Genomic DNA, 23,542 nt, shown 5'->3' on the forward strand with positions numbered 1-23,542 from the left:
GCGTTTTCCTGCAGCGGCCCGGCCTTCCGACATCGTGTACGTCCTCACCGATATCGCCATCTCGAACTGGTACCTGATCCGGCGGGAGCAGATCCGCCTGCGGGGCGCTGCCGCCCTGGTCGGGCCGACGGGGGCCGGCAAGTCCACGATCTTCGACGGGGTCGGCACGGTGCTGGCCGGCAACAATGCCAGCCGGCTGGCGCTGAACGCCTCGGCCTCCGGGCGCAGCGCCCGCACGGTGCGCGACTATTGCCTCGGCTGGATCAGCGACCCGGCCGAGGGCGGCCGGCCGACGCGGGAATCCTGCGAGACCGTGCTGGCCCTGGTGTTCGAGAACCCGGCCTCCGGCCGCACCGTCACGGTCGGGCTGGCGCTCGCCGCCCGGGCCGTGGAGCCGCGCGAGACCGTGCTGTCGCGCTTCATCGCGGTCGGGCACCGGTTCGAGATCGCCGATTACGCCCGCACCGCCCCGGGGGGCAGCTTCACGGCGCCGTGGAGCGAGATCGCCGCGGATCTGCGCGCCCGGGCGGCGAGCTTCACCGAGTACCGCACCTCCGGCGAGCGCTTCACCGCGGACATCCTGGCGACCCTGCGGGAGGGCGCGCCCTCCCCCGAGCCCCGGCACTTCCTGCGCAGCTTCGCCAACGCGGTGGCGTTCAAGCCGATCTTCGACACCAGCGCCTTCGTGCGCGCCTTCGTGCTCGATCCGGAACCGCTGGATGTGGAGCGGGTGCGGCTCTCCATCGCCAATTGGCGCCGGCTGCTGGAGACGATCGGCGAGCTGGAGAGCCGGCTCACCCGCCTGCGCCGCCTGCGCGACCGCTACGACGCCTGGAGCGAGGCGGTGCTGGCCGCCGCCAACCACGAATTCCGCGCCGCCTGCGCCGAGCTGCGCCGCCGCAGCCTCGACCTCACCGCGGTCCGGCTGCGCCTCAATGAGGGTGCCGACATCCTGCGGATCGCCCGGGAGCGGGTCGCGGCGAGCCGCGGGCATGTGCGCGAGATCGACGGCGAGATCGCCGAGAAGAAGGCCCTGCTCGCCGGCAGCGCCGCGGAAGGGCGACTGGCGGCCTCGACGCTGGGCCTGTCGATGCTGGAGCGCGACCGGAAAGAGCTGGTCGCGCGGATTTCCGACCTCGTCGGCCTCGTCGGCCAGATGGGCAAGCTCCAGCCGGTCGCCCCGATCCTGCGTCAGGCCTGCCCGCCGGCGGCGCGGCTCGCCGAATCCTGCGCCCGGGCGGGCCTGCGCCGGGAATCCTCCCCTGAAGAAATCCTGCGGCCCGACGGTCCCCTGGCCGAGCTGATCGACGGGCTGGCACGCCTGCCGGAGTTCGACGAGGCCCTGGAGCGAGCCGCCGAGGATGCGGCGCTCAAGGCCCGCGCCCAGGAGAGCGAGGCCGAGCGCACCGCGCCGCGCACCGGAGCCGGCCCGGCGGCGCGCCTGTCCTCCGACACGGTGGCGTTCCGCGGCGAGCTGGAGCGGCGCGGCATCGACGCGCTGCCGATCTGCGAATTGGCCGAGATCGTCGATCCGACCTGGGGTCCGGCGCTGGAAGGCCTGCTCGGCCGCGCCCGCGAAGCCCTGGTGGTTTCCCCCGACCGGCTGAGCGAGGCGCTCGGCGTTCTCCAGTCGGGCCGCGACCGGTTCCACCGCTGCATCCTGGTCAAGACCACCGACACCGCCAAGCAGCGCCCGCGCCGCTACGATGACGGGCCGCTCACCGTGATCGAGACCAGCGACCCGCACGCCGAGGCGTTTTTGGGGGTGCGGCTCGGGGGCTACGACCTCGCTCGGGACGATGCCGAGCTGGCCCGCCTGTCCCGCGCCGTGGCGCCGAGCGGCCGGACCACCGCCGGCATGGCCTATTCGGTCACCCGCAACGTCGATCTGCTGATGACCCGCGGCCATCGCGGCCCCACGGTCGACAGCCGCCGGGCGCACGAGGCCGCGGTCGCCGAGGCCCGCCGGCTGCGCGGCGAGGCCGCCGTCCTGCGCGAGGCGGCCCGCACCGCCGCGGCGGTCCGTGCCCGCATCGCGCGCGGCCTCGACGATATCGACGCCCTGCGGGGCGAACTCGACGGGCTCGAAGGACGGCGGCGCACCCTCCAGACCGAGCGCGAGGGCATCGAGAAACGCGACAATGCCGGCTTGACCGCCGAGATCGCCGCGCTGACCACCGAGCGGATGGGTTACCTGCGGGAATTGTCGGAAGAGCTGGAGCCGAAGCTCGACCGCCTGCTCGCCGACGAGGCCGCGTTGCGGGCGCGGCTCGGGACCGTGCGCGAGGCGGCCCGGGCTGCGCTCTCGGCCAGGCGCTCGGCCCTGCGGCAGCTCATGGGTGGCGACGCGGCGCGGGTGCGCCTCGCCCGCTCCGAGCCGTTCAGCGTCGCGGTGATCGCCGAGGCGCGGCACGCGCTCACGGGCCTCGACGCCAAGGCCGCCGGCACGCGGGCCACTACCGAGCGCGGGCTCGCCCGGGAAGCCGCCGAGGCGGCGCGCTCCCACGGCCGTGTCGCCGAGCGCGAGCTGACCGAGGCCTGCTCGGCTTGGCGGGTGGAGAACCCGCTGAACGCCGGCGACGCCCCGGCGATCGACGGCTACGCCTGGGTCCGCAAGGAATACGAGGCCGTCGAGAGCCACGAGCTGCGCCGCTACCGCGCCCAGGCCGAGCGGGCCGAGGTCGAGATGCGCCGCCTCATGACCGAGGACCTGCTGACCCGCCTGGCCGACCGGTTCGAGCGGGTCCATGCCCGGCTCGCCGCCCTGAACGAGCGGCTCTCGGCGCGCAGCTTCACCGGCCAGACCTACGCGTTCGAGGCGGCGGTGGACCGCCGCTACGCCGCCGTTCACGCGCTCGCCACCGAGACCGCCCGCTCGCCGGAGGCCGCGCAGGCGCTGCTGGCGGGCGAGACCGAGGGGCCGATGGCGGCGGCGCTCGAAGAGATCACGGCCCTGATCGCCGGTCAGGAGGATGCGGCCCGGCTCGCCGATTACCGCAACTACTTCGTCTACGAGATCGGCATGAAGGACGCGGCCGGCAACCGCACGACGATGTCGGCACGGGCGCTGCGCGGCTCCGGCGGCGAGGCGCAGGCGCCGTTCTACGTGGCGATCGCAGCCTCGCTCGCCAGCGCCTATTATCCGGGCGACCGGCCCGGCGATGAGAATCCGGGGCTGGGTCTCTGCCTGCTCGACGAGGCGTTCTCGAAGCTCGACGTGCGCAACAGCCAGGCGCTGGTCGATCTCTACCGCGCCTGGGGGCTGCAGCTGCTGATCGCCGCTCCCGAGGACAAGCGCACGACGTTGACCGAGGTGATGGACACCATCGTCACCGTCTACAAGAGCCCGGATCTGACGTCGGTGCGGATCGAGGCCGAGCACCCCCTCGAGGCGGCCCGGCGGGCGCTGCACGCGATCAACCCGGACCAGATCGGGATCGAGGGCTTCCGCCGCTCCGACGCGGCGGAGTGAGCCGGCGGGGCAGCCGGACGAGGCGGGCCGCGATCCCCGGTATCCCCGCTGTTCCGAAGATGCGAACGGGTTCGCTCAGTGCAGTCCCCGCGCCAGGGCTACGATGCCGCCGACGATCACGAGCGCCTGGAACCCAATCGTGCCGATCATCCACTTGATGATCTCGGCCTTCGTGTCGGCGAGGTCGGCCCTGTTGGCGAGCCGCATCGCCTCGATGTCCGTCCGGACCGCGGCGATGTCGGTCTTGGTCGCCAGATCGTTCTGGATCGCCTCGGCGATGGCGTCGGCTAGACCCTCGGCCTGCTCCGAGGACATCTTGGCCTTGTCGCGGAGCGTGCGGACGAACCGCAAGGTGTCGAAGGCAACGGCGGTCACGGACGCGGCTCGCGCTCTCAAGACGAGGCTTGCCCAAAGCGCAGCTTCAGGCCCCTTTCGTCTAGCATAGGAACGGCCTTGGCGCACGGGCGACGTGACCTTGGCACCTCGGTCGACCGCATCGCCGTCATGCGATGCGCGTGGCACGACCGTTCGGCAATTCGTCACGGCGCCGCCGATCGGCGGGGCTCTGCGCTGCGAGGACCCCCGCAGGTCGATCCTCTTCGCGCAACGCCACTTCAGAATCCGCTGAAACCGCTCAGTTCAGGTAGGTACGGATCCAGTTCGGGGAGAGGATCTCGCCCTCCTCGGTGATGATCCAGGGCTGCTTGGCCGGATCGGTCAGGGCACCGGCGGCGGCGGCGATCGCCTCGCGCAGGGTGCCGTACCGCTCGGGCTGCGCGAGCGGGGTGCTCGCCGGGGCCGTGCGCCAGATCGTGAGATCGGCCGGGCGTTCCAGAGCTTCGGTTTCCATGATGTCGTGTCCTTCCGAACCGTTTGGGACCGTTCAGAGTCCCGCAGCCCGGGCCAGCCGGCCTGCTGCGGGAACTGAAAGGCTGAGCGTCAATGCAAGCATCTCTGCGGCAGCTTTGCGATCAATTTGGGCATCTCAGGCACCAGCATTGAGTCCTAGTACGTAGGATAAGACGCAGTACCGTGTTCCATGCTCAAACCGGCCGTGACTGATCCGCCCTGAACTTGCGAGAATTGTGGCCATCGATTGATGACCATTCCGTTAGCCAAGTGCGCCAGTCTCCGACGTGCGCCAGAACACGTCTGGGGCCAGTCGGCGACGGCGCTCCGTCTGTGTTGACGCCCTGATCCTGAACGCGCACTTAAGGCCCGCGCCCGCGTCCGGGCCCCGATTGGAGACAGACCCTTGCCGGATCGTACCGTGCGCTTCGTGCTCGCCGCGGTCCTGGTCCTGCTGGCGCTCTACGTCGCCCAGCCCTACCTGCAGCCCCTGCTCTATTCGGCCGAGGCGCCCCGGGTGGTGGCTGCCCGCGGCGATCTGGCCCAGTCTGAGACGACCACGATCGCGCTGTTCGAGCGGGCGAGCCCCTCCGTGGTCCACGTCTTCGCGCAGAGTGCCGCCACCGGGCGCGACCTGCTCGACCCGGATGACGAGGGCGGGGAGCAGAGCGGTACCCAGACCGGCACCGGCTTTGTCTGGGACGGCGCCGGCCACGTCGTCACCAACACGCATGTGGTGCAGAACGCCGCGCAGTCCGGCGGCTCGGTCTCGGTCCGGATGAGCGACGGCGAGGTGGTCTCGGCGACCCTGGTCGGGCTGGCGCCGTCCTACGATCTCGCCGTGCTGCGGCTTGGACGTGTGACCAAGATGCCACCACCGCTGGCGATCGGATCCTCGGCGGACCTCAAGGTTGGGCAATCGACCTTCGCCATCGGCAATCCGTTCGGCCTCGACCATACCCTAACCACCGGCGTGATCAGCGCGGTGCGCCGACGGATGCCGACCAGCGCCGGCCGCGAACTCTCCGGAGTCATCCAGACCGATGCGGCGATCAACCCCGGCAATTCCGGCGGCCCGTTGCTCGACTCCGCCGGGCGGCTGATCGGGGTCAACACCGCCATCGTGTCGCCCTCGGGGGCTAGCGCCGGGATCGGGTTCGCGATCCCCGTGGACGTGGTCAACCGCGTCGTCCCGGAGCTGATCCGGGTCGGCCGGGTGCGCAATCCCGGCATCGGCATCATCGCCGCCCAGGAGGCCGCCGCCGCCCGGCTCGGGATCGACGGCGTCGTGGTGCTGCGGGTCCTGCCCGGCTCCCCGGCGGCCCAGGCCGGCCTGCGCGGCGTCGATCCGCAGACCGGCGACATCGGCGACGTGATCGTGGCGGCCAACGACCAGCCAGTCCATCGCCTGGCCGACCTAACGGCGGCGATCGAGGAGGCCGGCCTCGGCGCGCCCGTGACCCTGAAGGTCGAGCGCGACGGCCGGATCCGTCAGATCCGCATCACCACCGCGGATGTCGCGGAGAACCGCCGGTGACGCGCCTGTCCGTCCTTGCGTCCCTGTTCCTGATTGCCGCCGGCGCCGCGGCGTCCGCCGAGCAGCCGGTGCGCTCCCGCCTCTGCCCGGAGGACCTGCCCGAGGGCGTCCGCCTGCCGCCGCGACCCGGATGCGACGTTCCGGCCCACAAGCCGACGACGCCCCGGCGTGGTTTCTACGATCTCGGGGACGGGACGACGGTACAGATCGGCGGCCGCGTCGGTGCCGAGTTCGGCACGCGGCGATAAATGATGGCGTTGTTTGCGGCCCTTCTGGCCTGCCTGACGCTCTGGTGGCTCTCGAAGAACGGCGACGGCTTCGGCGGCCGGCTCGGGCGCGCCTTCGGCAAGAGCGTGACCGCGATGGTGGGCGCGATCCGGCCTGAAAAGATCGGCGGCGTCCTGGCCCTCGGGGCGGCCGGGTTCCTGCTGCTGCACGGCAACTTCGTGCTGGCGGCCCTGCTCGGCCTCGGCGGTGTCTGGATGATCGAGGGGCAGGCGGCGATGAATGCGCGCCTCACCCCGATCCTCAAGCCCTGGGCCGATCGCGGGCGCCGGCACCGGACGGCGCTGATCGAGATCCGCCGCCGCTCGGACGGCAGCCTCAGCGAAGGCCGGGTGATCGCCGGACCCCGCGCAGGGGCCTGGCTCGATGCCCTGCCGGTGGCGGTCGTGGCCGAGCTGCTCGCCACCTGCCGCCAGAGCGATCCCGAGGGCGCGGCCCTGCTAGAGCCGTATCTCGACCGCCGGGCGCCCGGCTGGCGTGTAGACGCTGAGCGCGATCGTGACCCGCGGCCGGGACGCCCGACGCATCCAGGGTCGATGACGCAGGAGGAGGCGTACCAGATCCTGGGGCTTCAGCGCGGGGCGTCCGCTGAGCAGGTCCGGACGGCCCACAGGTCTCTGATGAAGCTCACCCACCCCGACCAGGGCGGAAGTGCCGAGCGGGCGGCGCGGGTCAACGCGGCCCGAGACAGGCTTTTGAACCGACATCGCTGAACTCCACGCGCGTTGTCAGATACTTACTGATTCGCAGCCGCGGGCAAACACAGCCGCAGCTCCGCCGTATCGGCGCACCTTGTGGGCGCGACGCTGGTTGTCGAGGTCGCTCAGCTGCGGGTTGCGAAGCAGCTGAAGCCGCTGCGCTTCAGAGATGTGCAGGCATCCTGCGCCGCATCCTGCTCCGAAAAACCTGAGAAGCGGGCGCGGTAGAGCGTGGTCCCGCCATGCTCGACCTTGACCGTGTAGGGCGCCGCCTTCGACAGGCTGCCCCCGGCCTTGGCGCGGGCCTCCGAGAGCATCGCGCGGGCCTTGGTCTCGTCGTCCATGGCGCCGAGCTGGATCACCCAGGCGGTGGGGACGACGCGGCTTCCGGTGACGGCCTTGGGCGGCTCGTCGCGCTCCGAAGAGGCCATCCGGGCCACGGTCTTGGACGCACCCGGGAACGGCGCCTGGGCGCTGCTGGTGCCGGCGTAGGCCTGGGCCGCCTTCGGCAGCGATTGTGAAACGCCCTGGGGACCAGGCTTCCAGGTGCCGCCCGGCGTCGTGGTCGCCCGGGAGGGCGTGATGTCCAGCGGCTCGCCGGTGGTGCCGGTGGTCTCGACATCCTCGTCGTCGGCCGAGGCGACCTGCGTGCGGGTGCGCGAGACCGCATCCGCCACCACGGCGGGCCGGGCCCGCTCGGCCACCTCGGTGACCGGCGGCGCCTGGCGGACGCCGGCATAGGCCCGGGGCAGGCTGGAGCGGACGAGGTCGGCCATGATCCGGTCGCGGCTGCCGCCCGACTTGCCGCCGAGCACGATCGCCACGATCTGGCGGCCCTCGGACTTCGCCGCCGTCATCAGGTTGAAGCCGGAATCCCGGGTGTAGCCGGTCTTGATCCCGTCCACGCCCTGGACGTTGCCGAGCAGGTGGTTGTGGTTGCCGATCACCCGGCCGCGGAACGCGAAGGACCGGGTCTGGAAGTAGCGGTAATAGTGCGGGAACCGGTCCTGGATGGCCCGGGCCAGCACGGTCAGGTCGCGGGCGGTGGTGAGCTGGTCGGGATCCGGCAGGCCCGACGCGTTGGCGTAGCGGGTCCGGCTCATGCCCAGCGCATGCGCCTTGGCGGTCATCATCTGGGCGAAGCGCTCTTCGGAGCCGGCGATGTTCTCGCCGATGGCGCAGGCCACGTCGTTGGCGGACTTGGTGACGATCGCCTTGATGGCGTCCTCGACCGAGATGGTCTGTCCGGGGCGCAGGCCGAGCTTCGACGGCGCCTGGGCGGCGGCGTGGGCCGAGATGGTCAGGTCGGAATCGAGGGCGAACTTGCCGCGCTCCATCTGCTCGAACAGCATGTAGAGCGTCATGACCTTGGTGATCGAGGCCGGGTGGCGCAGCGCGTCCTCGTTGACCGCGTGCAGCGTCTTCCCGCTCTTCACGTCCACCACCATGGCGGCGTAGGGTGGGTTGTACCCGCCCCCGGACGCGTGGTGATGGTGATGCCGGCCCCGCCGGGCCTCGGCCGGTGCCGCCAGGGCGGTCAGAACCGCGGCGGCTGCCAGGGCGGCCGGAATGGCGGCCGGCAGCGCGGGGGTCGTCCGAAAGCGGCCTACAACGCTACGCATCACGCCTGATTGCCTCGCGGGACCGGCAACAACCGGTCGTCTCTCTGGTGTGGGCCGGCGCTGATCGCGTGGCCCCGCTGCATCGTTTGAGAATTAGGCGGGTGCAGTTACAGGCCCGTTAATGCGATGCCCGCGACTTCCGAATCCTGTCGGTCCGGGCGCCGCTTGACGATGGCGGAGGCGGCGCACAATCTCTGGACAAACCCGGTTTCGCCATCCGCGTCGGTCGCGTCAGGCCGGCCCGGCGGCGCCAAGGAGGCCGGCCATGCAGCGATCCCCCGCCCGCCCCGCGGCCCACGCAATCGCCATATTGGGCCCCATGTCGGGGGTCGGATTTTTGGCGCGGCAGCCGTCATCCCCCATCTGCACGATGCCGGATGTGGCGCGGGTCCCCTCTCCCGTGCGGGAGAGGGACAGGGTGAGGGGTGCGACCTCTCCGGAGAAACCTGATCCCTCACCCCAACCCTCTCCCGCACGGGAGAGGGAGCACGTCGCGGCCTGCCCAAGGCGAGGTCTGACTATCGGAAGCCGGCACGGCGAGGAGTGTCCCGCCGCCCTCTCGGCCGAGTCGTGCGATGCGTGACGCCCGCATCCCCTCCGGTCAGGCGAGCCCATCGCCCTGCCCGCCCCCCGGCCGAAGAAGCCGGGCGACAGCGATGCGCCGGGCACAAGCTTTGCGGGGCGGACAAGTGCGCGCAGGCGTCTGGCGAAGTCGCCTCACGGTCTGTAGATTAATGTCCGCTGACCCAGACGCCGCTCCCGGCAGGGTCATGACAGGATCGGATTGGGGGACGGCGACGCCCGCTCCAATCGAGGGATCGGTTCGACGCACATGACACAGGTTCCCCTGCAGGGCACCGCCACGATGACGTTCCACCAGCCGGCGCAGCCCGCGGTCACGGCCTCCGGGTCGCGCGCGCCGGGCGGCGACGACCGGTCCAACACCGCGATCATCACCCGGACCAAGCCGAAGACGAAGAAGCCCAGCCTCTACCGGGTACTGCTTCTGAACGATGACTATACGCCGATGGAATTCGTCGTGCTGGTCGTCGAGCGCTTCTTCAACAAGAGCCATGAGGACGCCTACCACATCATGATGCACGTGCATCAGAACGGGGTCGGCGAGTGTGGGGTCTTCACCTACGAGGTGGCGGAGACCAAGGTGACGCAGGTCATGGACTTCGCGCGCAAACACCAACATCCTCTCCAGTGCGTTATGGAAAAGAAATAGGCGCCGTTCGCGGTAGGCACCCACACAGAGGCCAGCTTTGCCAAGCTTCTCACGCAGCCTAGAACAAGCCCTCCATCGAGCCCTGGCGCTCGCCGGCGAGCGACGGCACGAATACGCGACGCTGGAGCACCTCCTGCTCGCCCTCGTGGACGACCAAGACGCGGCCGCGGTCATGCGCGCCTGCAACGTCGAGATCGACACGCTCAAGCGCAGCCTGGTCGATTATGTCGACACGGAATTGTCGAACCTGACCGGCGACGGACGCCAGGATGCCAAGCCGACGGCGGGCTTCCAGCGGGTGATCCAGCGGGCGGTGATCCACGTCCAGTCCTCGGGCCGCGAGGAGGTGACGGGCGCCAACGTGCTGGTGGCGATCTTCGCCGAGCGCGAGAGCCACGCCGCCTACTTCCTGCAAGAGCAGGACATGACCCGCTACGACGCGGTGAACTACATCAGCCACGGCATCGCCAAGCGCCCCGGCGCCTCCGAGGCGAAGCCGGTGCGCGGCGCCGAGGAGGAAGGCACCCCCGAGCGTCCGAGCGACGAGGGCGATCCCCGCGGCGGCGCCAAGAAGAAGGGCGACGCGCTCGACGCCTACTGCGTCAACCTCAACAAGAAGGCCCGGGACGGCAAGATCGACCCGCTGATCGGCCGTCACTCCGAGGTCGAGCGCACGATCCAGGTGCTCTGCCGTCGCCAGAAGAACAACCCGCTGCTGGTGGGCGACCCCGGCGTTGGCAAGACCGCGATCGCCGAGGGCCTGGCCCGCAAGATCATCCAGCACGAGGTGCCGGAGGTCCTGGCGGATGCCACCGTGTTCTCCCTGGACATGGGCACGCTGCTCGCCGGCACCCGCTACCGGGGTGACTTCGAGGAGCGTCTCAAGCAGGTGATGAAGGAGATCGAGGCGCACCCGAACGCGATCATGTTCATCGACGAGATCCACACGGTGATCGGCGCCGGTGCGACCTCGGGCGGCGCCATGGACGCGTCGAACCTGCTGAAGCCGGCGCTGGCCTCCGGCACGCTCCGCTGCATCGGCTCGACCACCTACAAGGAGTACCGCCAGTACTTCGAGAAGGACCGCGCCCTGGTGCGCCGGTTCCAGAAGATCGACGTCAACGAGCCGTCGATCCCGGACACGATCGAGATCGTGAAGGGCCTGCGCCCGTATTTCGAGGAGTTCCACAAGCTCAAGTACACGACCGAGGCCGTGAAGGCCGCGGTGGAGCTGTCAGCCCGCTATATCAACGACCGCAAGCTGCCCGATAAGGCGATCGACGTGATCGACGAGACCGGCGCCTCGCAGATGCTGGTGCCGGAGGCGCGCCGCAAGCGCACCATCGGGATCAAGGAGATCGAGGCGACCATCGCCACGATGGCCCGCATCCCACCGAAGACCGTCTCGAAGGACGACGCGGTGGTGCTCCAGCACCTCACCGAAAACCTGAAGCGGGTGGTCTACGGCCAGCCGAGCGCCATCGAGGCGCTGACCTCGGCGATCAAGCTCGCCCGGGCGGGTCTGCGCGATCCGGACAAGCCGATCGGCTCGTACCTGTTCGCGGGTCCGACCGGCGTCGGCAAGACCGAGGCGGCCAAGCAGCTCGCGTCCTCTCTGGGCGTCGAGATGCTGCGGTTCGACATGTCGGAATACATGGAGCGCCACACGGTCAGCCGCCTGATCGGCGCGCCCCCCGGCTATGTCGGCTTCGACCAGGGCGGGTTGCTCACCGATGGGATCGACCAGCACCCGCATTGCGTGCTGCTGCTCGACGAGATCGAGAAGGCCCACCCGGACCTGTTCAACATCCTGTTGCAGGTGATGGACCACGGCAAGCTGACCGACCACAACGGCAAGCAGGTCGATTTCCGTAACGTCATCATCATCATGACGTCGAACGCGGGCGCCTCGGACCTGGCGAAGTCGGCCTACGGCTTCACCCAGTCCAAGCGGACGGGGGACGATGTCGAGGCGATCAACCGGCTGTTCGCGCCGGAATTCCGCAACCGTCTCGACGCGATCATCTCGTTCGGCCACCTGCCCAAGGAGGTCGTGGCCAAGGTCGTCGACAAGTTCGTCCTCCAGCTCGAGGCGCAGCTCGCCGACCGCAACGTCACCATCGAGCTGTCGGACGAGGCCCGGGAGTGGCTGGTCGAGCACGGCTACGACGACGCGATGGGCGCCCGCCCGATGGCGCGCCTGATCCAGTCGACCATCAAGACGCCGCTCGCCGACGAGGTCCTGTTCGGCAAGCTCAAGGATGGCGGCGCCGTCAAGGTCGTGGTGCGCAAGCCCGAGGACGAGGAAGCCAAGGCCGGCGCCAAGGACAGCCTCGGCTTCGAGTTCCCGGCAGGGCCGGTCACGCCCAAGCCGGAGGCGGATGTCACCAACGCGGCCAAGCGGCACAAGCGGGCCAAGCCCCGTACGGCCACGCGCAAGAAGGCCCCGAAGGACGACAAGGGTGGCGGCGGTGAGGGCGGCGGTTCCGGCGGTGGGATCCGCACCGTGCCGAAGGTGCCACTCGTGCGCGCATAAGGCGCGCGGGCCGGCCGGCAGGCTTCCGGACACAGCCCTGCCGGTCTATGACCGCCGCGACGCGAACGCGCCGCGGCGAGGAGGCGCCTGATGACAGAAGACTTGCACGAGGGGCCTCTATCCCCCGTTGCGCATCCTGCGCCCCCCCAGAAATTGACCCGGCGCGAGGAGCGCCGCCGTCGTCGGCAGCGCCGCCGCCGGGGCGAGGAGGTACTGGCCTGGGTGCTGGTGCCGCTGATCTGCTTCGGCCTCTATTGGGGCGTCTACGCGACCTTCGACTTCTTCGGGACCTCGCCGGGTGTGGTCTGGGACCAGATGATGCAGGTCAAGACGATGATGGAGAAGCGCTCCAACAGCCAGGGCGCCCGCGGCTAGCGATCAGCCGACGGATCGCTGAAGGGGGCGGGCATCGTCCAACGACGGACCACGGGACCTGGGCGGGACGTGATGACACCGACCCGACGAGCGATCCTGGCTTCCGCGCTCCTGACGGCCCCCGCCCTGCGTGCAACAGCGCGCGACGGAACGGTGGTCGTCGTCGGCGCCGGTGCCGCCGGCTTGGCGGCGGCCGCGACGCTTCGGGCGGCCGGCCGGAGCTTCACCCTCATTGAGGCGCGGGACCGGATCGGCGGCCGCGCCTTCACCGACCGGGCGCTCGGCCCGGATTGCCGCTTCGACGCCGGCGCCGAGTATATTCACTGGGCCGAGCGTAACCCTTGGGCGCCCATCGCCCGGGCGGCGGGCGTGCGCTTCGCCCAAGAAGGTGGCTGGGCGCGCACGCTGACGATCGACGGCCGGCCGGCGACCGAGGCCGAGAACGCGAACCGGCGTGCCGGCTTCTCCGGGCTCGACGCCCTGCTGGCACCGAAGGGGGGCGACCTCTCGCTGGCTGAGGCGGCCCGGTCCGGCGGCCCGAATGCCGAGCTGGCCGCGGCCGGACTGAGCCGGCTGTCGCTGGGCGAGGATCCCGAACGGGTCTCGGCGGTCGATTACGACCGGCTCTGGTCCGGTACCGACCTCTGGGTCGACGGCTATGGCGACCTCGTGGCGCGTCGCTTCGCTGACCTTCCGGTACGGCTGAGCTGTCCGGTGCGGGCGATCGACTGGTCCCAAAAAACCGTCCGGGTCGAGACCGAGGGCGGCACCCTCGCGGCGGCGGCGGTCATCGTCACGGTACCGGTGGGCGTGCTCAAATCCGGCGCCATCCGGTTCACGCCGCGCCTGCTCAATCCCGCCGAGGCGGCCCTCGATGGCCTCCATATGGGCGCCTACACCAAGATCGGTCTGCGCCTCGACCCTGCGAAGGTCGATCCGGCGGCGCTGGGCGACGCGGTGTCGGTGATCACCGGCGGCCCGACCGTCTATTTCGAGATGGGGCCGTTCGGCCGCCCCCTCGCGGTGGCCAATCTCGGCGGCGACCTCGCCCGGGACCTGTGCCGCGCGGGCGAGCCGGCAGCCGTGGCGCTGGCCACTGAGCGGCTCGGTGCGATCCTGGGATCGAAGGCGAAAGGTGCGGTCCAGGCCGGGCGTCTCGCCGGCTGGTGGACCGATCCGCATGCCTGCGGCTCGTACTCGATCGTCGCCCCCGGCCATGCAGAGGCCCGGGACCGCCTGCGCGAGCCGGTGGGCGAGCGCGTGTTCTTCGCCGGCGAAGCCTTGGCCGGCGGCGGCGCCATGACGGTGGGCGGCGCCACCCTCGATGGCGAGCGCGCCGCCCGGGACGTGCTGAAGGTGCTGGGCGCCTAGAGCATCGCCCCGAAAGGTGGCCGCCGGCTTTCGCAAAAAGACGACACCAATCAAAAAGTTAGCGCGTCGTGCCGGTTCCGATATCCGGCACGACGCGTTGGAGGCGTTTTCGGATCGCCGCCACCGCCAAGGGCGCGTCGCGACCCCGCAGGGCATGGGCGCCGAGATCCTCAGCCACGAGATCGGGCGGCAACGGGCCGATCCGGTCCAGAAGGTCGGCCGAGACCAGCACATGCACGCCGAGGCTCTTGGACAGGCTCTCCAGCCGGGCGGTGGTGTTCACGACGTCGCCGAAATACGCGATCTTGTGCCGTTCCAGCCCGACCTCGGCCGTGACCACCGGGCCGCAATGCAGGGCGGCGCGGAATTCCGGAATCTGGCCGAACCGCTGCGTCCAGGCCTCGGACTCTTCGGCGAGCCGTGCGGCGAAGTCGAAGACGCAACGCAGGCAGGCCGCGTCCCGGATCCCCCGCTCGATCGTCCAGGTGACGAGCGCCATGTCGCCGATATAATCGTCGATCGCGCCGCGCGAGCGCGAGACCGGCAGGGCCAGGGCGTTGAACACCTGCCCGAGATAGGCCTGCGCCGCCCGGTCGCCGTGGCGGTCGGCGAAGCGGGTCGAACCGGTCACGTCGAGGAACAGAAAGATCCGCTCCTCGCTGATCGGACGATGGTAGCGGCCGATCAGCAGGTTGGCGAAGACACCCGGGCCGATCAGGTCCCGCACCCGGAACACGAACACCGTAAAAGCCGAGATGCCGAGGGCGTAGAGCACGCCGGATTGCGACATCAGCATCGCGTTCCGCTCGCTGTACATGAAGTGGAACAGGCGGTTCAGCACCGTGCTGGCGGCGGCGTTGCCGACCACGATCATGAAAATGTAGAGCGCCATGGTGGCGAGCAGGAACAGCGGCGTCGCCATCTGGCGCACCCGCAGGCGCATCCGCGGGAGCAGGAGACGGCGCTCGTAGAGCAGGATCGGCGTGCCGATGATCGCGCCGCGGATCGCCGAGCCGAGCAGCGGACCGACCGCGAAGATCGATCCGTAGAGCAGGCCGGCCAGGGCGCCGAGCCCGGGGGCGACAAGGTAGAACCAGCGTGGGTTGAAACGCATCCGGGCGTCCTCACCCCACGCGCCGATCCGCGGCGCCGCTCTCAGTCCTGCCGCAGCGCGTGGACGGAGAACAGCCCCTCCGGATCGGTCCAGACCTGGATCCAGGTCCAGCCGGCCCGCTCCACGAGGGCTCGGAACGTCTCGACCGTGTACTTGTAGCTGCTCTCGGTGTGGATCGTCTCGCCGTCCGCGAAGGCGACCGTGTCGGAGCCGATGCCGACGTCCTGCGCGCCCTCCGAGACGAGGTGCATCTCGATCCGCGAGGCTTTCGGGTTGAACACGGCCCGATGGGAGAAGGCGCCGAGGTCGAAGCGGCCCGCGAGCTCCCGGTTGATCCGGGTCAGCAGGTTGAGGTTGAACGCCGCGGTGACGCCGGCGGCATCGTCGTAGGCCCGCTCGAGGATCGCGGCGTCCTTCACGAGGTCGACGCCCACGATCATGTGGGCGCCTTTCCCGAGGATCCGCCCGAACCGCCGCAGCAGCTCCTCGGCCTCACTCGGCTCGAAATTGCCGATGGTCGAGCCCGGGAAGAAGCCGGCGCGGGGCATGCCAGCAAGGCTCTCGGGCAGGTCGAAGTCGCGGGTGAAGTCTGCGACCACCGGCTCGACCCGAAGATGCGGGAAGTCGCCGCTCAGGACCTCCGCCTGCGCGCGCAGGAATTCGCCGGAGACGTCCACCGGCACGTAGGCGGCGAGTTTGTCGAGGTGGCGCAGCAGGCGGCGCAGCTTGTTGGTCGAACCGCTGCCGAACTCGACCAGCGCGGCCTTGGCGGGCAGCAGGGCGGCCATCTCCGGCCCGCTGCGGTCGAGAATGCCGACTTCGGTGCGGGTGGGGTAATATTCCGGCAGCCGCGTGATCGCCTCGAACAGGTCGGAGCCGGCGGAATCGTAGAAGTATTTCGGCGAGAGCGCCTTCTGCGGCCGGGAGAGGCCGTCCCGCACATCGGCGAGGAAGGCCAGTTCGGGTGTGTCCAGGGCGACCGGGGTCGCGTCGGTAAAGCTGGGCTTGACGGTCAAGGGAGGCTCCGGGGCGCGTCAGGCGGCGTCGGCGAGGCGCAGGCCGGTGAACTGCCAGCGCTGGTGCGGATAGAAGAAGTTGCGGTACGGCAGTCGGGCATGGCCCTCGGGCGTGGCGACCGACGAGCCGCGCAGCACGAACTGGCTAACCATGAACTTGCCGTTGTATTCGCCCAGGGCCCCCGGCAACGGCCGGTAGCCCGGATAGGCGACGTAGGCGCTGCGGGTCCATTGCCAGACGAGGCCGAACGCGTCCGGCAGGGCACCGTCCCGGGCCGCGACCTCCCACTCGAACTCGGTCGGCAGGGTGCGGCCGGCCCAGCGGGCGTAGGCGTCGGCCTCGTAGTAGCTGATATGGGTGACCGGCGCGTCGAGCTCCACGGGGCGGATGCCGCCGAGCGTCATCGTCGCCCAGCCGTCCCCGTCCCGGCGCCAGTAGCCCGGCGCCTCCCAGCCCTCGGCCTGGCCGGCATACCAGCCGTCCGAGAGCCACAGCTCGGGCTTGGCGTAGCCGCCGGCCTCCATGAAGCCGAGCCATTCGCGGTTGGTCACCAGCGCCTTGTCGATCCGGCCCGGCAGGATCAGCGCTTCGTGGCGGGGCGATTCGTTGTCGAACGAGAAACCGTCGCCCGCGTGCCCGATCCAGGCGATGCCCCGGGCGAGCTGGGCTTGTCCCCCCTGCCCCGCGGCGGCCGGGAAGCGCCACGCGGCGTCGTAGACCGGCCCGAGCGGGTTCTGGGCGAAGGCGTGCAGGATGTCGGTGAGCAAAAGCTCCTGATGCTGCTGCTCATGGTAGAGCCCGATCTCTAGGATCGGCAGCACGGCCTCCAGGGCACCCTCCGCGGCCTGGCCGAGCAGCGACTCGACCGCTCGATCGATATGCGCCCGGTAGGCTGTCACCTCGTCCATGGTCGGCCGGGTTATCATGCCGCGCTGGATGCGCGGCTGCCGCGGGCCGGCCGCCACGTAATACGAGTTGAACAGGTAATGCAGCCGCTCGTCGTAGATGGCGTAGCCCGGCAGGTGCTCGCGCAGCAGGAACTGCTCGAAGAACCACGACACGTGCGCCCGGTGCCACTTGGTCGGGCTGGCATCGGCCATCGACTGGACCTGCTGGTCCTCGGCCGAGAGCGGCGCGGCGCGGCGCTCGGTCTCGCCGCGCACGAAGCGGAATGCGGCGATCCAGGCGGCGCGGTCGATCGGCCGTGCCGTTACGGGCGGCGGCGGGAAAGCCGCTGCCGTATGCGCGCGCGTGTCGCCGGAGCGGAGTGCCGCCGTGGCTGCCATGCGGATCTTCCCTTATTCGCATCTCTCCTGGGATCGTCTTATCGACGCCCAGCTTGGTCGCAGAAGATATGTCCCCGCGGTGGTCAGACAACCTCCGCTAGTGATTCTGCCGCCGCCCAGTCCGATCCGCTCATTCGCCGGTGCAGCCGGCGCGGTTAATGGTGAGAACTGGAATGGGCGGGTCTTTTTTGCGCCGCAGTGAGGAGCTTTTAACCCTCGGCATCGAGACTCGAGGCGCTGAGTGCGGAGTCCAGAATTTCCATGCGGATCGATCTGATGGCCGGGGCCAGCTTGTCCGCCGCGGCGTTCCGTGTGTCGCCGGAGCCGACCATCCTGGTGTTCGACTCAGGCCTGGGCGGCCTCACCGTCCTCGATGCGGTGCGCCGCGCCCGCCCCGACGGGCGCTACGTCTATGCCGGCGACGATGCCGCCTTCCCGTATGGCCGGCTCGGCGAGGCGGCCCTGGTCGCCCGGGTGCTCGCCGTGATGGAGCAGCTCGTCGCGACGCATCGGCCCGATCTGGTCGTGATCGCCTGCAACACCGCCTCGACCCTGGTCCTGCCGGCCCTGCGCCAGCGCTTCGCGACCCCGTTCATCGGCGTGGTGCCACCGATCAAGCCGGCCGCCGCGGCGACGCGCTCGGGCCTGATCTCCCTGCTGGCCACCCCCGGCACGGTGGCGCGCTCCTACACGCACGACCTGATTGCGACCTATGCCGGCGCGTGCGCGGTCACCCTGGTCGGCTCGCCGAACCTCGCAGGCTTCGCCGAGGCCGAACTCGCCGGGACGCCGATCGACGACGCGGCCCTGGCCGCCGAGATCGCGCCCTGCTTCGTCGCGGATGCGGACGGTCGGCGCACCGACGTGGTCTGCCTCGCCTGCACGCATTATCCGCTGCTGCTCCCGCGCCTCGAAGCCCTCGCGCCGTGGCCGGTGACTTGGATCGATCCGGCCCCGGCCATCGCCCGGCGGGTGGTCCAGCTGATCGGCCCGGCCCGGCGCGATGCCGACCATGACGGGGCCGTGCACGGCGCCTTCACGGCCGGGACCTGCCTGACCGCGCCGCTGCGCGCCTCGCTCGCCGCCCGCGGGATCGGCGAGATCGCCGTCGAGGCGCTGCCGCTTCCGATGCAGTAGGCCGCCCGGACCCGGTCGCGGGTCCGGCGCTCCATTCAATTGCGCCTCGCCCGGCGCTGCGTCGTGGCCTGTCCGGTCCGCGGCGACAATAATGCGCGCTTGCATAATCAATCGATCCGGTTTTCTATCCCCGTTATCGAAGTGACTATATTGATTTCGGGGGCGTCGCATGGCTCTGCGGGCAGCGCTGCTGGCAGCATCACTGATGTGCGCCGTGCAGCCGGGTACGGTCGCCCTGGCTTGCGGCGACGGTGAGGCTCCGACCTCCTGCGACGATCCGAGCCCGAATGGCTTCGCCTCCTGGATGCTCGGGCGCGTCGGCCGGGCTCTTCAAGCCGATTCCGCCAAGGCGCTGACCGAATTCACCACGGGGACGAACGGCTTCCGCACCGCCGACACCTACGTGTTCTGCGTCGCGCCGGACGGCGTCATGAGCGCCCATCCCAACCCGATCCTGAAGGGGCACGACGTTCGCGACCTGCACGACAAGACCGGCAACCACTTCATCCAGACGATGCTGGATACGGCCAAGCCCGGGCAGATCGCGGTGATCCACTATCTGTTCCCGAAGCCCGGCAGCACGATCGAGGAACCCAAGACCACGTACTATACGAAGGCCGGCGACCAGATGTGCGCGGTCGGCGTCTACGACACCGACCAATCCGCGCCGTCCGCCGCCACCCCGGATGGCCGGGTCGCGCAGCTCCGGCAGAAGCTCGACGGGGAGATCCCGAGCCAGGTGCGGGCGGATTGGATCGCCTTCTTGGAGGCGCTGAACGCGCAGGGCGACGCGAAGGCGGCGGCGATCGCGCAGGCCCGGCGCGATATGCGGGCCGCCACGACCGCCCTGGACTCGGCCGGCCTCAGACAGGCGGGGACCGAGTAGGCCGCGTCGTCTGGCATGGGGCCGGTGCCGATCCTGTCGCTGACCGAGGCCGCGACCTTCACGATCGGGTGTGCCGTGCTGCAATCGGCACGGATCGATCCCGAGCGCGTGGCGATCGTCCTGGTCCTGGCCGCCGCGATCCTCGCGGCCGCCGTGCTGATCGGTCTGACGCCGGCGGATATCGCCGGGGATGTCTCATCCTTGGACCCGGCGAACCTCTGGCCCAGGCTTCCCTGATTGGCCGAGCGAGCCGACTACCGGACGATTGTGACGGCGCTCGCGGGCTCGCCGGAGGCTTCGGCCTCTTCCGGCACGACCAGGTGAACGAACAGCATCCCGGCGGCGACGATCAGCGCGAGGGCTAGGATCCGCCAGAGCTCCATGATCGGTTCTTGGGTCGTGGCTTGGATCGGCTCTTGGGTCGTCGTCTCGGTCTCGCGCGGCATCGCTTCCGGTTCCCTGTTTCGCATGCTGTCCTGCGGATGGGGACCTCGCCCATCGTGAAAGTCCTGTTCCGCCGGAGGCCTGGATCGGCGTCCGGCTGGGACCAGGGGACACCTAGAGGATGAACGAGTCGTAAATCGCACACCCCAAGGCGGCCCATGCAGCCGGTCTGCGGCGTCCGGGATGCACTGGCCTGCCTGCGGGGCGGCTTTATGGCTGCGATCGAAAGATCCGTCCCAAGTCGCCGCATTCGGGGTCGCGATCCGGGTGAGGTGCGCCGACACATCACCCGTCGTCTTTTCCGCTCGTGCCAGCCGATCTATGTTACATGTAACGAGATCGGAAGGATGACGTCATGCCCGCACCCATCCGCCAGCGCGTCCAGAAGCGCCGCGATGCACTTCGCGCCGCCGGCCTGCGACCGATCCAGATCTGGGTTCCCGATACCCGCCGGCCCGGATTTGCCGAAGAATGCCGGCGCCAAGCGCGGGCGGTCGCCGCGGCCGACGCGGCCGATCAGGATCTGAGCGCCGTCCTGGACGCGGCCCTCGATGATCTCGACCCCGAGGGCGAGGCGTGAAGCGCGGGGATCTGGTCACGATCGCGCTGACTGGCGACTTCGGCAAGCCGCGCCCAGCCCTCGTCATCCAGTCCGACCTGTTCGATCAGACCGGGACGGTCACGGTCCTGCTGATATCCGGGACCCAGGTGGACGCGCCCCTGATCCGGACCGATATCGCGCCGACGCCGTCCAACGGATTGCGCAAGCCGTCTCAGGTCATGATCGACAAGGCGATGTCCGTGAAGCGCGACCGGATCGGCCCGACGATCGGCCATCTCGAAGCGGAAGCCATGCTGGCCGTGACCCGAGCCTTGGCGGTGTTTCTCGGTATCGCCTGACCCGGAATCACGGCGCCCAATTCTGTCCGAACACGACTCTCGGACCGTGGGCGCAATCAGCGAAGACTGATCGTCCGTGGCGATGACGGTTGTCGAAATCGCTGTTCTCGCGCAGGCTATCCCGGCGGATACTGATAAGTGTGCAAAATAACTGGCATAGTCTAGATTCCGCCGCAATTTCGATCAGACTTCACGCCTATGTGAGGACTTGCCGATCGGAAGGACCAGATGTTCGAGAGCCTGTTCTGGGGCGCCGCGATCGTCGCGTTGGTCGGATCGGCGGCCCTGGTCGCGATCGGAGCCGCCGTGCAGCCCCGGATCATCCAGAAGGATGACCTCGCCGCCGGGATCATCGATCCGCGTCGGACCTTCGGGCGCAAGCGGCGGTGGCGCCGATCGTTTCGCGCCACGCGCCGCCTCGGCTCGCTCCCGGTGCGGTAGGGCTCGGGATTTACTACATCGGACAGTAAATCTGTCTGTACCAAAGACGTACATCTCCTGCTGCAAACCCGGATGCTAGGATCCGACGACTGCAAGACGGCAGTCAAACGGTTGCGCGAGAGGGCTCAGAACTGATGAGCGTGCGTCAGATTTGCGATCAGGTGCGGGTCACCGAACAGGCCTTCACGGCGGCGCTCGGCGCCATGAAGGCGGCGGGGCTGCGCGAGGAACTGACCCGGGAGCTTCAGGAGATGGAAGCCGCGGAGATCGAGGCCGGCCAGGACGAGGCCTCGGCCCGTTCGGCCTCGTGGAAGCGGGTCAAGATGCTTCACGGCCTCGGGTATCCCGTGGATTTCGGCTGGCTCCACCTCGCTAGCCGCGCGACCGCGGTTCGATCCGCCTGAGCGGTTCGAACCGGAGCCGATCCCGGGCCTCACTCCAAGGAAGCGAGACCCGGGATCGTGGCGGCTCAGGGGGCCAGATCGTGGACCGGCGCCGGGACGGTGGTGTTGCTGCTGTTCAGCACCGTGCTGCTGGTCGGGACGGCCTTGAGCGCCGCCTTGTCGATCCGCGGCGGGGCCGGTAGCTGCAGCTGCTCGCTGGTATAGGCCCATTCCTCGGCGACCCGATCCGGATCGTCGTTGAGCTTGGTGCCGTAGCTCGGGACGATCTGCTTGATCTTGGCCTGCCACTCGGGCGTGGCGACGTTCTTGGCGAACACCTTCTCCAGGACCTGCAGCATGATCGGCGCCGCCGTCGAGGCGCCCGGGGAGGCCCCGAGCAGGGCGGCGATGCTGCCGTCCTTGGCGTTGACGATCTCGGTGCCGAGCTTCAGCACGCCGCCCTTGTCCTTATCGCGCTTGATGATCTGCACGCGCTGACCCGCCTGCCAGAGGCGCCACTCCTCCTTCTTGGCCTTCGGGAAGTACTCGCGCAGGGCCGCGATCCGGTCGTCATCCGACAGCATGAGCTGGCCGGCCAGGTACTCGACCAGGGGATACTCGTCGATTCCGACCCGGACCATCGGCCAGATGTTGCTGGTGGTGGTCGAGCTGAGGAGGTCGAGATACGAGCCCTCCTTCAGGAACTTGGTCGAGAAGGTCGCGAACGGTCCGAACAGGATCACGCGCTTGCCGCCGAGCACTCGGGTGTCCAGGTGCGGCACCGACATCGGCGGGGAGCCAACCGATGCCTTGCCGTAAGCCTTGGCGAGGTGGAGCGTCGCCACGTCCGGGTTCTCGTTGATCAGGAACGAGCCGCCGACCGGGAAGCCGGCGTAATCCTCGCCCTCCGGGATGCCCGACTTCTGCAGCAGGTGCAGGGCGCCGCCGCCGGCGCCGATGAACACGAACTTGGCGTCGACGCTGCGCCGCGACCCGTCCTTGGTGTTGCGGGAGGTGACCCGCCAGGAGCCGTCCGCGTTCTTGGTGATGCCCTCGACCTCGGTCGAGAGGTTCAGCTTGAAGGTCGGCTGGCCCTGCAGGTGGGCGACGTACTGGCGGGTGACCTCGCCCCACTCGACGTCGGTGCCGAGCGGCGTCCAGGTGGCGGCGACCTTCTGCTTCGGGTCGCGCCCGTCCATCATCAGGGGCACCCAGGTCTTGAGCTGCTCCGGATCGGTCGAGTATTCCATGCCGGCAAAGAGCGGGCTGGCCTTTAGGGCCTCCCAGCGCTTCTTCAGGTAGGTGATGTTGTCGTCACCCCAGACGAAGCTCATGTGCGGGGTGTAGTTGATGAACGAATGGGGGTTCTTCAGCACCCCGGTCTTGACCAGGGAGGCCAGGAACTGGCGCGTCACTTGGAAGGCCTCGTTGATCTCCACCGCCTTGGCGATCTCGACCTGGCCGTTCTTCTTCTCGGGGGTGTAGTTCAGCTCGGCCAGCGCCGAGTGGCCGGTGCCGGCATTGTTCCAGCCGTTGGAGCTTTCCAACGCGACCTGGTCCAGGCGCTCGACCATCTGGATCGACCAGGTCGGCTCGAGCTGGTTGAGCCACACGCCGAGCGTGGCGCTCATGATGCCGCCGCCGATCAGCAGCACGTCGACCTTGCCGTCGGCGCTATCCGCGAAGGCCAGCGAGCTCGGCAGCGAGGCCGCCGCGAGCCCGGTGGCCGCCGTTCCAAGCAGTTGCCGGCGGCTGAAGGCAAGCCTGTCCTGCGCGGAGAGCCCGGACTGGGGCTTGTTGGTGTCGTCGGCACGCATCGCCACATCTCATCGTTTGCGGACCGGGACTGCGCGGCTGGCACGCTCCGGTCCTGAAGGCGTCGGATCGACACGATCGGGAGACCCGCGCGTCCAGCCTTCCAGAACGTTCCCCCCGCAGGTGATGCGGTACATTGTGCG

General features: G+C 69.5%; 23 protein-coding genes. 15 read left to right on the forward strand and 8 right to left on the reverse strand.

Going from position 1 to position 23,542, the window contains the following annotated elements:
- The first annotated feature begins 34 nt into the window (after positions 1-34).
- Complete coding sequence (locus MKL20_RS26240) at positions 35-3,472, forward strand: SbcC/MukB-like Walker B domain-containing protein (RefSeq protein ID WP_244039118.1); 3,438 nt, start codon at positions 35-37, stop codon at positions 3,470-3,472.
- Positions 3,473-3,547: 75 nt separating this feature from the next.
- Here MKL20_RS26240 and MKL20_RS26245 read toward each other — a convergent pair whose 3' ends face one another.
- Both MKL20_RS26245 and MKL20_RS26250 read right to left on the reverse strand, forming a co-directional pair.
- A complete protein-coding gene (locus tag MKL20_RS26245; protein ID WP_244039119.1) occupies positions 3,548-3,847 on the reverse strand; it encodes a CCDC90 family protein in 300 nt (99 codons plus the stop codon).
- 259 nt (positions 3,848-4,106) lie between these two features.
- Positions 4,107-4,322, reverse strand: a complete 216-nt coding sequence (locus MKL20_RS26250) for a hypothetical protein (RefSeq protein ID WP_007569315.1) — start codon at positions 4,320-4,322, stop codon at positions 4,107-4,109.
- A 405-nt stretch (positions 4,323-4,727) separates the two neighbouring features.
- Between MKL20_RS26250 and MKL20_RS26255 the strand changes: the two genes are divergently transcribed.
- The 3 genes from MKL20_RS26255 to MKL20_RS26265 are packed head-to-tail and all read left to right on the forward strand — an operon-like array spanning position 4,728 to position 6,856.
- Positions 4,728-5,858, forward strand: coding sequence for a S1C family serine protease (locus tag MKL20_RS26255; protein WP_244039120.1), 1,131 nt, complete (start codon positions 4,728-4,730; stop codon positions 5,856-5,858).
- Entirely contained in the window at positions 5,855-6,106 is a 252-nt protein-coding gene (locus MKL20_RS26260; protein ID WP_244039121.1) for a hypothetical protein, read from the forward strand. The genes MKL20_RS26255 and MKL20_RS26260 overlap by 4 nt, the downstream gene beginning before the upstream one ends.
- 3 nt (positions 6,107-6,109) lie before the next feature.
- The gene (locus MKL20_RS26265) at positions 6,110-6,856 is read left to right on the forward strand and encodes a J domain-containing protein (protein WP_244039312.1); all 747 of its coding nucleotides are present in this window, start codon (positions 6,110-6,112) and stop codon (positions 6,854-6,856) included.
- A 110-nt stretch (positions 6,857-6,966) separates the two neighbouring features.
- Here MKL20_RS26265 and MKL20_RS26270 read toward each other — a convergent pair whose 3' ends face one another.
- Positions 6,967-8,463 carry a D-alanyl-D-alanine carboxypeptidase gene (locus MKL20_RS26270; RefSeq protein ID WP_244039122.1) on the reverse strand — a complete coding sequence of 499 codons (1,497 nt, stop codon included), beginning with the start codon at positions 8,461-8,463 and terminating at the stop codon, positions 6,967-6,969.
- A gap of 865 nt (positions 8,464-9,328) precedes the next feature.
- Here MKL20_RS26270 and clpS point away from each other — a divergent pair.
- The 4 genes from clpS to MKL20_RS26290 all read left to right on the forward strand — a co-directional run bounded on the left by clpS (position 9,329) and on the right by MKL20_RS26290 (position 13,976).
- Complete coding sequence (clpS, locus tag MKL20_RS26275) at positions 9,329-9,694, forward strand: ATP-dependent Clp protease adapter ClpS (RefSeq protein WP_243971702.1); 366 nt, start codon at positions 9,329-9,331, stop codon at positions 9,692-9,694.
- Positions 9,695-9,731: 37 nt separating this feature from the next.
- On the forward strand, positions 9,732-12,230 hold the full coding sequence (gene clpA, locus MKL20_RS26280) for an ATP-dependent Clp protease ATP-binding subunit ClpA (RefSeq protein WP_244039123.1): 2,499 nt from the start codon (positions 9,732-9,734) through the stop codon (positions 12,228-12,230).
- 90 nt (positions 12,231-12,320) lie between these two features.
- On the forward strand, positions 12,321-12,605 hold the full coding sequence (locus tag MKL20_RS26285) for a hypothetical protein (RefSeq protein WP_243971217.1): 285 nt from the start codon (positions 12,321-12,323) through the stop codon (positions 12,603-12,605).
- A gap of 72 nt (positions 12,606-12,677) precedes the next feature.
- The gene (locus tag MKL20_RS26290) at positions 12,678-13,976 is read left to right on the forward strand and encodes a flavin monoamine oxidase family protein (RefSeq protein ID WP_244039313.1); all 1,299 of its coding nucleotides are present in this window, start codon (positions 12,678-12,680) and stop codon (positions 13,974-13,976) included.
- Positions 13,977-14,034: 58 nt separating this feature from the next.
- On the opposite strand, the gene MKL20_RS26295 is transcribed toward MKL20_RS26290, so the two are convergent.
- Genes MKL20_RS26295 through egtB form a run of 3 tightly spaced genes read right to left on the reverse strand, consistent with a single transcriptional unit; the run spans position 14,035 to position 17,393 of the window.
- Complete coding sequence (locus MKL20_RS26295; RefSeq protein WP_244039124.1) at positions 14,035-15,090, reverse strand: adenylate/guanylate cyclase domain-containing protein; 1,056 nt, start codon at positions 15,088-15,090, stop codon at positions 14,035-14,037.
- Between the two features lie 41 nt (positions 15,091-15,131).
- A complete protein-coding gene (gene egtD / locus MKL20_RS26300) occupies positions 15,132-16,106 on the reverse strand; it encodes an L-histidine N(alpha)-methyltransferase (RefSeq protein WP_244039125.1) in 975 nt (324 codons plus the stop codon).
- Positions 16,107-16,124: 18 nt separating this feature from the next.
- Positions 16,125-17,393 (reverse strand): ergothioneine biosynthesis protein EgtB, encoded by a 1,269-nt coding sequence (gene egtB / locus MKL20_RS26305; protein WP_244039126.1) that lies wholly within the window; start codon positions 17,391-17,393, stop codon positions 16,125-16,127.
- A 261-nt stretch (positions 17,394-17,654) separates the two neighbouring features.
- Between egtB and murI the strand changes: the two genes are divergently transcribed.
- The 3 genes from murI (at position 17,655) to MKL20_RS26320 (ending at position 19,653) form a co-directional block, all read left to right on the forward strand.
- Positions 17,655-18,530 carry a glutamate racemase gene (gene murI, locus MKL20_RS26310; protein WP_243971227.1) on the forward strand — a complete coding sequence of 292 codons (876 nt, stop codon included), beginning with the start codon at positions 17,655-17,657 and terminating at the stop codon, positions 18,528-18,530.
- Between the two features lie 169 nt (positions 18,531-18,699).
- Positions 18,700-19,416: a cache domain-containing protein gene (locus MKL20_RS26315; protein WP_244039127.1), complete on the forward strand. Its 717-nt coding sequence runs from the start codon at positions 18,700-18,702 to the stop codon at positions 19,414-19,416.
- Positions 19,417-19,440: 24 nt separating this feature from the next.
- Positions 19,441-19,653: a hypothetical protein gene (locus MKL20_RS26320; protein ID WP_244039128.1), complete on the forward strand. Its 213-nt coding sequence runs from the start codon at positions 19,441-19,443 to the stop codon at positions 19,651-19,653.
- Positions 19,654-19,670: 17 nt separating this feature from the next.
- On the opposite strand, the gene MKL20_RS26325 is transcribed toward MKL20_RS26320, so the two are convergent.
- Entirely contained in the window at positions 19,671-19,862 is a 192-nt protein-coding gene (locus MKL20_RS26325; RefSeq protein ID WP_243971234.1) for a hypothetical protein, read from the reverse strand.
- A gap of 353 nt (positions 19,863-20,215) precedes the next feature.
- Between MKL20_RS26325 and MKL20_RS26330 the strand changes: the two genes are divergently transcribed.
- From MKL20_RS26330 to MKL20_RS26345, 4 genes are all read left to right on the forward strand, one after another.
- Positions 20,216-20,440, forward strand: a complete 225-nt coding sequence (locus MKL20_RS26330; protein WP_244039129.1) for an antitoxin MazE family protein — start codon at positions 20,216-20,218, stop codon at positions 20,438-20,440.
- Positions 20,437-20,760 carry a type II toxin-antitoxin system PemK/MazF family toxin gene (locus tag MKL20_RS26335; protein WP_244039130.1) on the forward strand — a complete coding sequence of 108 codons (324 nt, stop codon included), beginning with the start codon at positions 20,437-20,439 and terminating at the stop codon, positions 20,758-20,760. The genes MKL20_RS26330 and MKL20_RS26335 overlap by 4 nt, the downstream gene beginning before the upstream one ends.
- 228 nt (positions 20,761-20,988) lie before the next feature.
- Complete coding sequence (locus MKL20_RS26340) at positions 20,989-21,201, forward strand: hypothetical protein (protein WP_244039131.1); 213 nt, start codon at positions 20,989-20,991, stop codon at positions 21,199-21,201.
- A 134-nt stretch (positions 21,202-21,335) separates the two neighbouring features.
- Positions 21,336-21,605, forward strand: coding sequence for a hypothetical protein (locus tag MKL20_RS26345; protein ID WP_244039132.1), 270 nt, complete (start codon positions 21,336-21,338; stop codon positions 21,603-21,605).
- A 65-nt stretch (positions 21,606-21,670) separates the two neighbouring features.
- On the opposite strand, the gene mqo is transcribed toward MKL20_RS26345, so the two are convergent.
- Positions 21,671-23,401: a malate dehydrogenase (quinone) gene (mqo, locus tag MKL20_RS26350; protein ID WP_244039133.1), complete on the reverse strand. Its 1,731-nt coding sequence runs from the start codon at positions 23,399-23,401 to the stop codon at positions 21,671-21,673.
- Positions 23,402-23,542: the final 141 nt, after the last annotated feature.

The organism is Methylobacterium sp. E-066, from assembly GCF_022829635.1.
Lineage (GTDB): Bacteria > Pseudomonadota > Alphaproteobacteria > Rhizobiales > Beijerinckiaceae > Methylobacterium.

Excerpts from the sequence above, each read along its gene's own strand:
- MKL20_RS26250 (WP_007569315.1), bottom strand. The coding sequence starts at position 4,322 with ATGGAAACCGAAGCTCTGGAACGCCCGGCCGATCTCACGATCTGGCGC.
- MKL20_RS26265 (WP_244039312.1), top strand. The coding sequence starts at position 6,110 with ATGGCGTTGTTTGCGGCCCTTCTGGCCTGCCTGACGCTCTGGTGGCTC.
- MKL20_RS26270 (WP_244039122.1), bottom strand. The coding sequence starts at position 8,463 with ATGCGTAGCGTTGTAGGCCGCTTTCGGACGACCCCCGCGCTGCCGGCC.
- clpS (WP_243971702.1), top strand. The coding sequence starts at position 9,329 with ATGACGTTCCACCAGCCGGCGCAGCCCGCGGTCACGGCCTCCGGGTCG.
- MKL20_RS26285 (WP_243971217.1), top strand. The coding sequence starts at position 12,321 with ATGACAGAAGACTTGCACGAGGGGCCTCTATCCCCCGTTGCGCATCCT.
- MKL20_RS26290 (WP_244039313.1), top strand. The coding sequence starts at position 12,678 with ATGACACCGACCCGACGAGCGATCCTGGCTTCCGCGCTCCTGACGGCC.
- MKL20_RS26295 (WP_244039124.1), bottom strand. The coding sequence starts at position 15,090 with ATGCGTTTCAACCCACGCTGGTTCTACCTTGTCGCCCCCGGGCTCGGC.
- egtB (WP_244039126.1), bottom strand. The coding sequence starts at position 17,393 with ATGGCAGCCACGGCGGCACTCCGCTCCGGCGACACGCGCGCGCATACG.
- murI (WP_243971227.1), top strand. The coding sequence starts at position 17,655 with ATGCGGATCGATCTGATGGCCGGGGCCAGCTTGTCCGCCGCGGCGTTC.
- MKL20_RS26315 (WP_244039127.1), top strand. The coding sequence starts at position 18,700 with ATGGCTCTGCGGGCAGCGCTGCTGGCAGCATCACTGATGTGCGCCGTG.
- MKL20_RS26325 (WP_243971234.1), bottom strand. The coding sequence starts at position 19,862 with ATGCCGCGCGAGACCGAGACGACGACCCAAGAGCCGATCCAAGCCACG.
- MKL20_RS26330 (WP_244039129.1), top strand. The coding sequence starts at position 20,216 with ATGCCCGCACCCATCCGCCAGCGCGTCCAGAAGCGCCGCGATGCACTT.
- MKL20_RS26340 (WP_244039131.1), top strand. The coding sequence starts at position 20,989 with ATGTTCGAGAGCCTGTTCTGGGGCGCCGCGATCGTCGCGTTGGTCGGA.
- MKL20_RS26345 (WP_244039132.1), top strand. The coding sequence starts at position 21,336 with ATGAGCGTGCGTCAGATTTGCGATCAGGTGCGGGTCACCGAACAGGCC.
- mqo (WP_244039133.1), bottom strand. The coding sequence starts at position 23,401 with ATGCGTGCCGACGACACCAACAAGCCCCAGTCCGGGCTCTCCGCGCAG.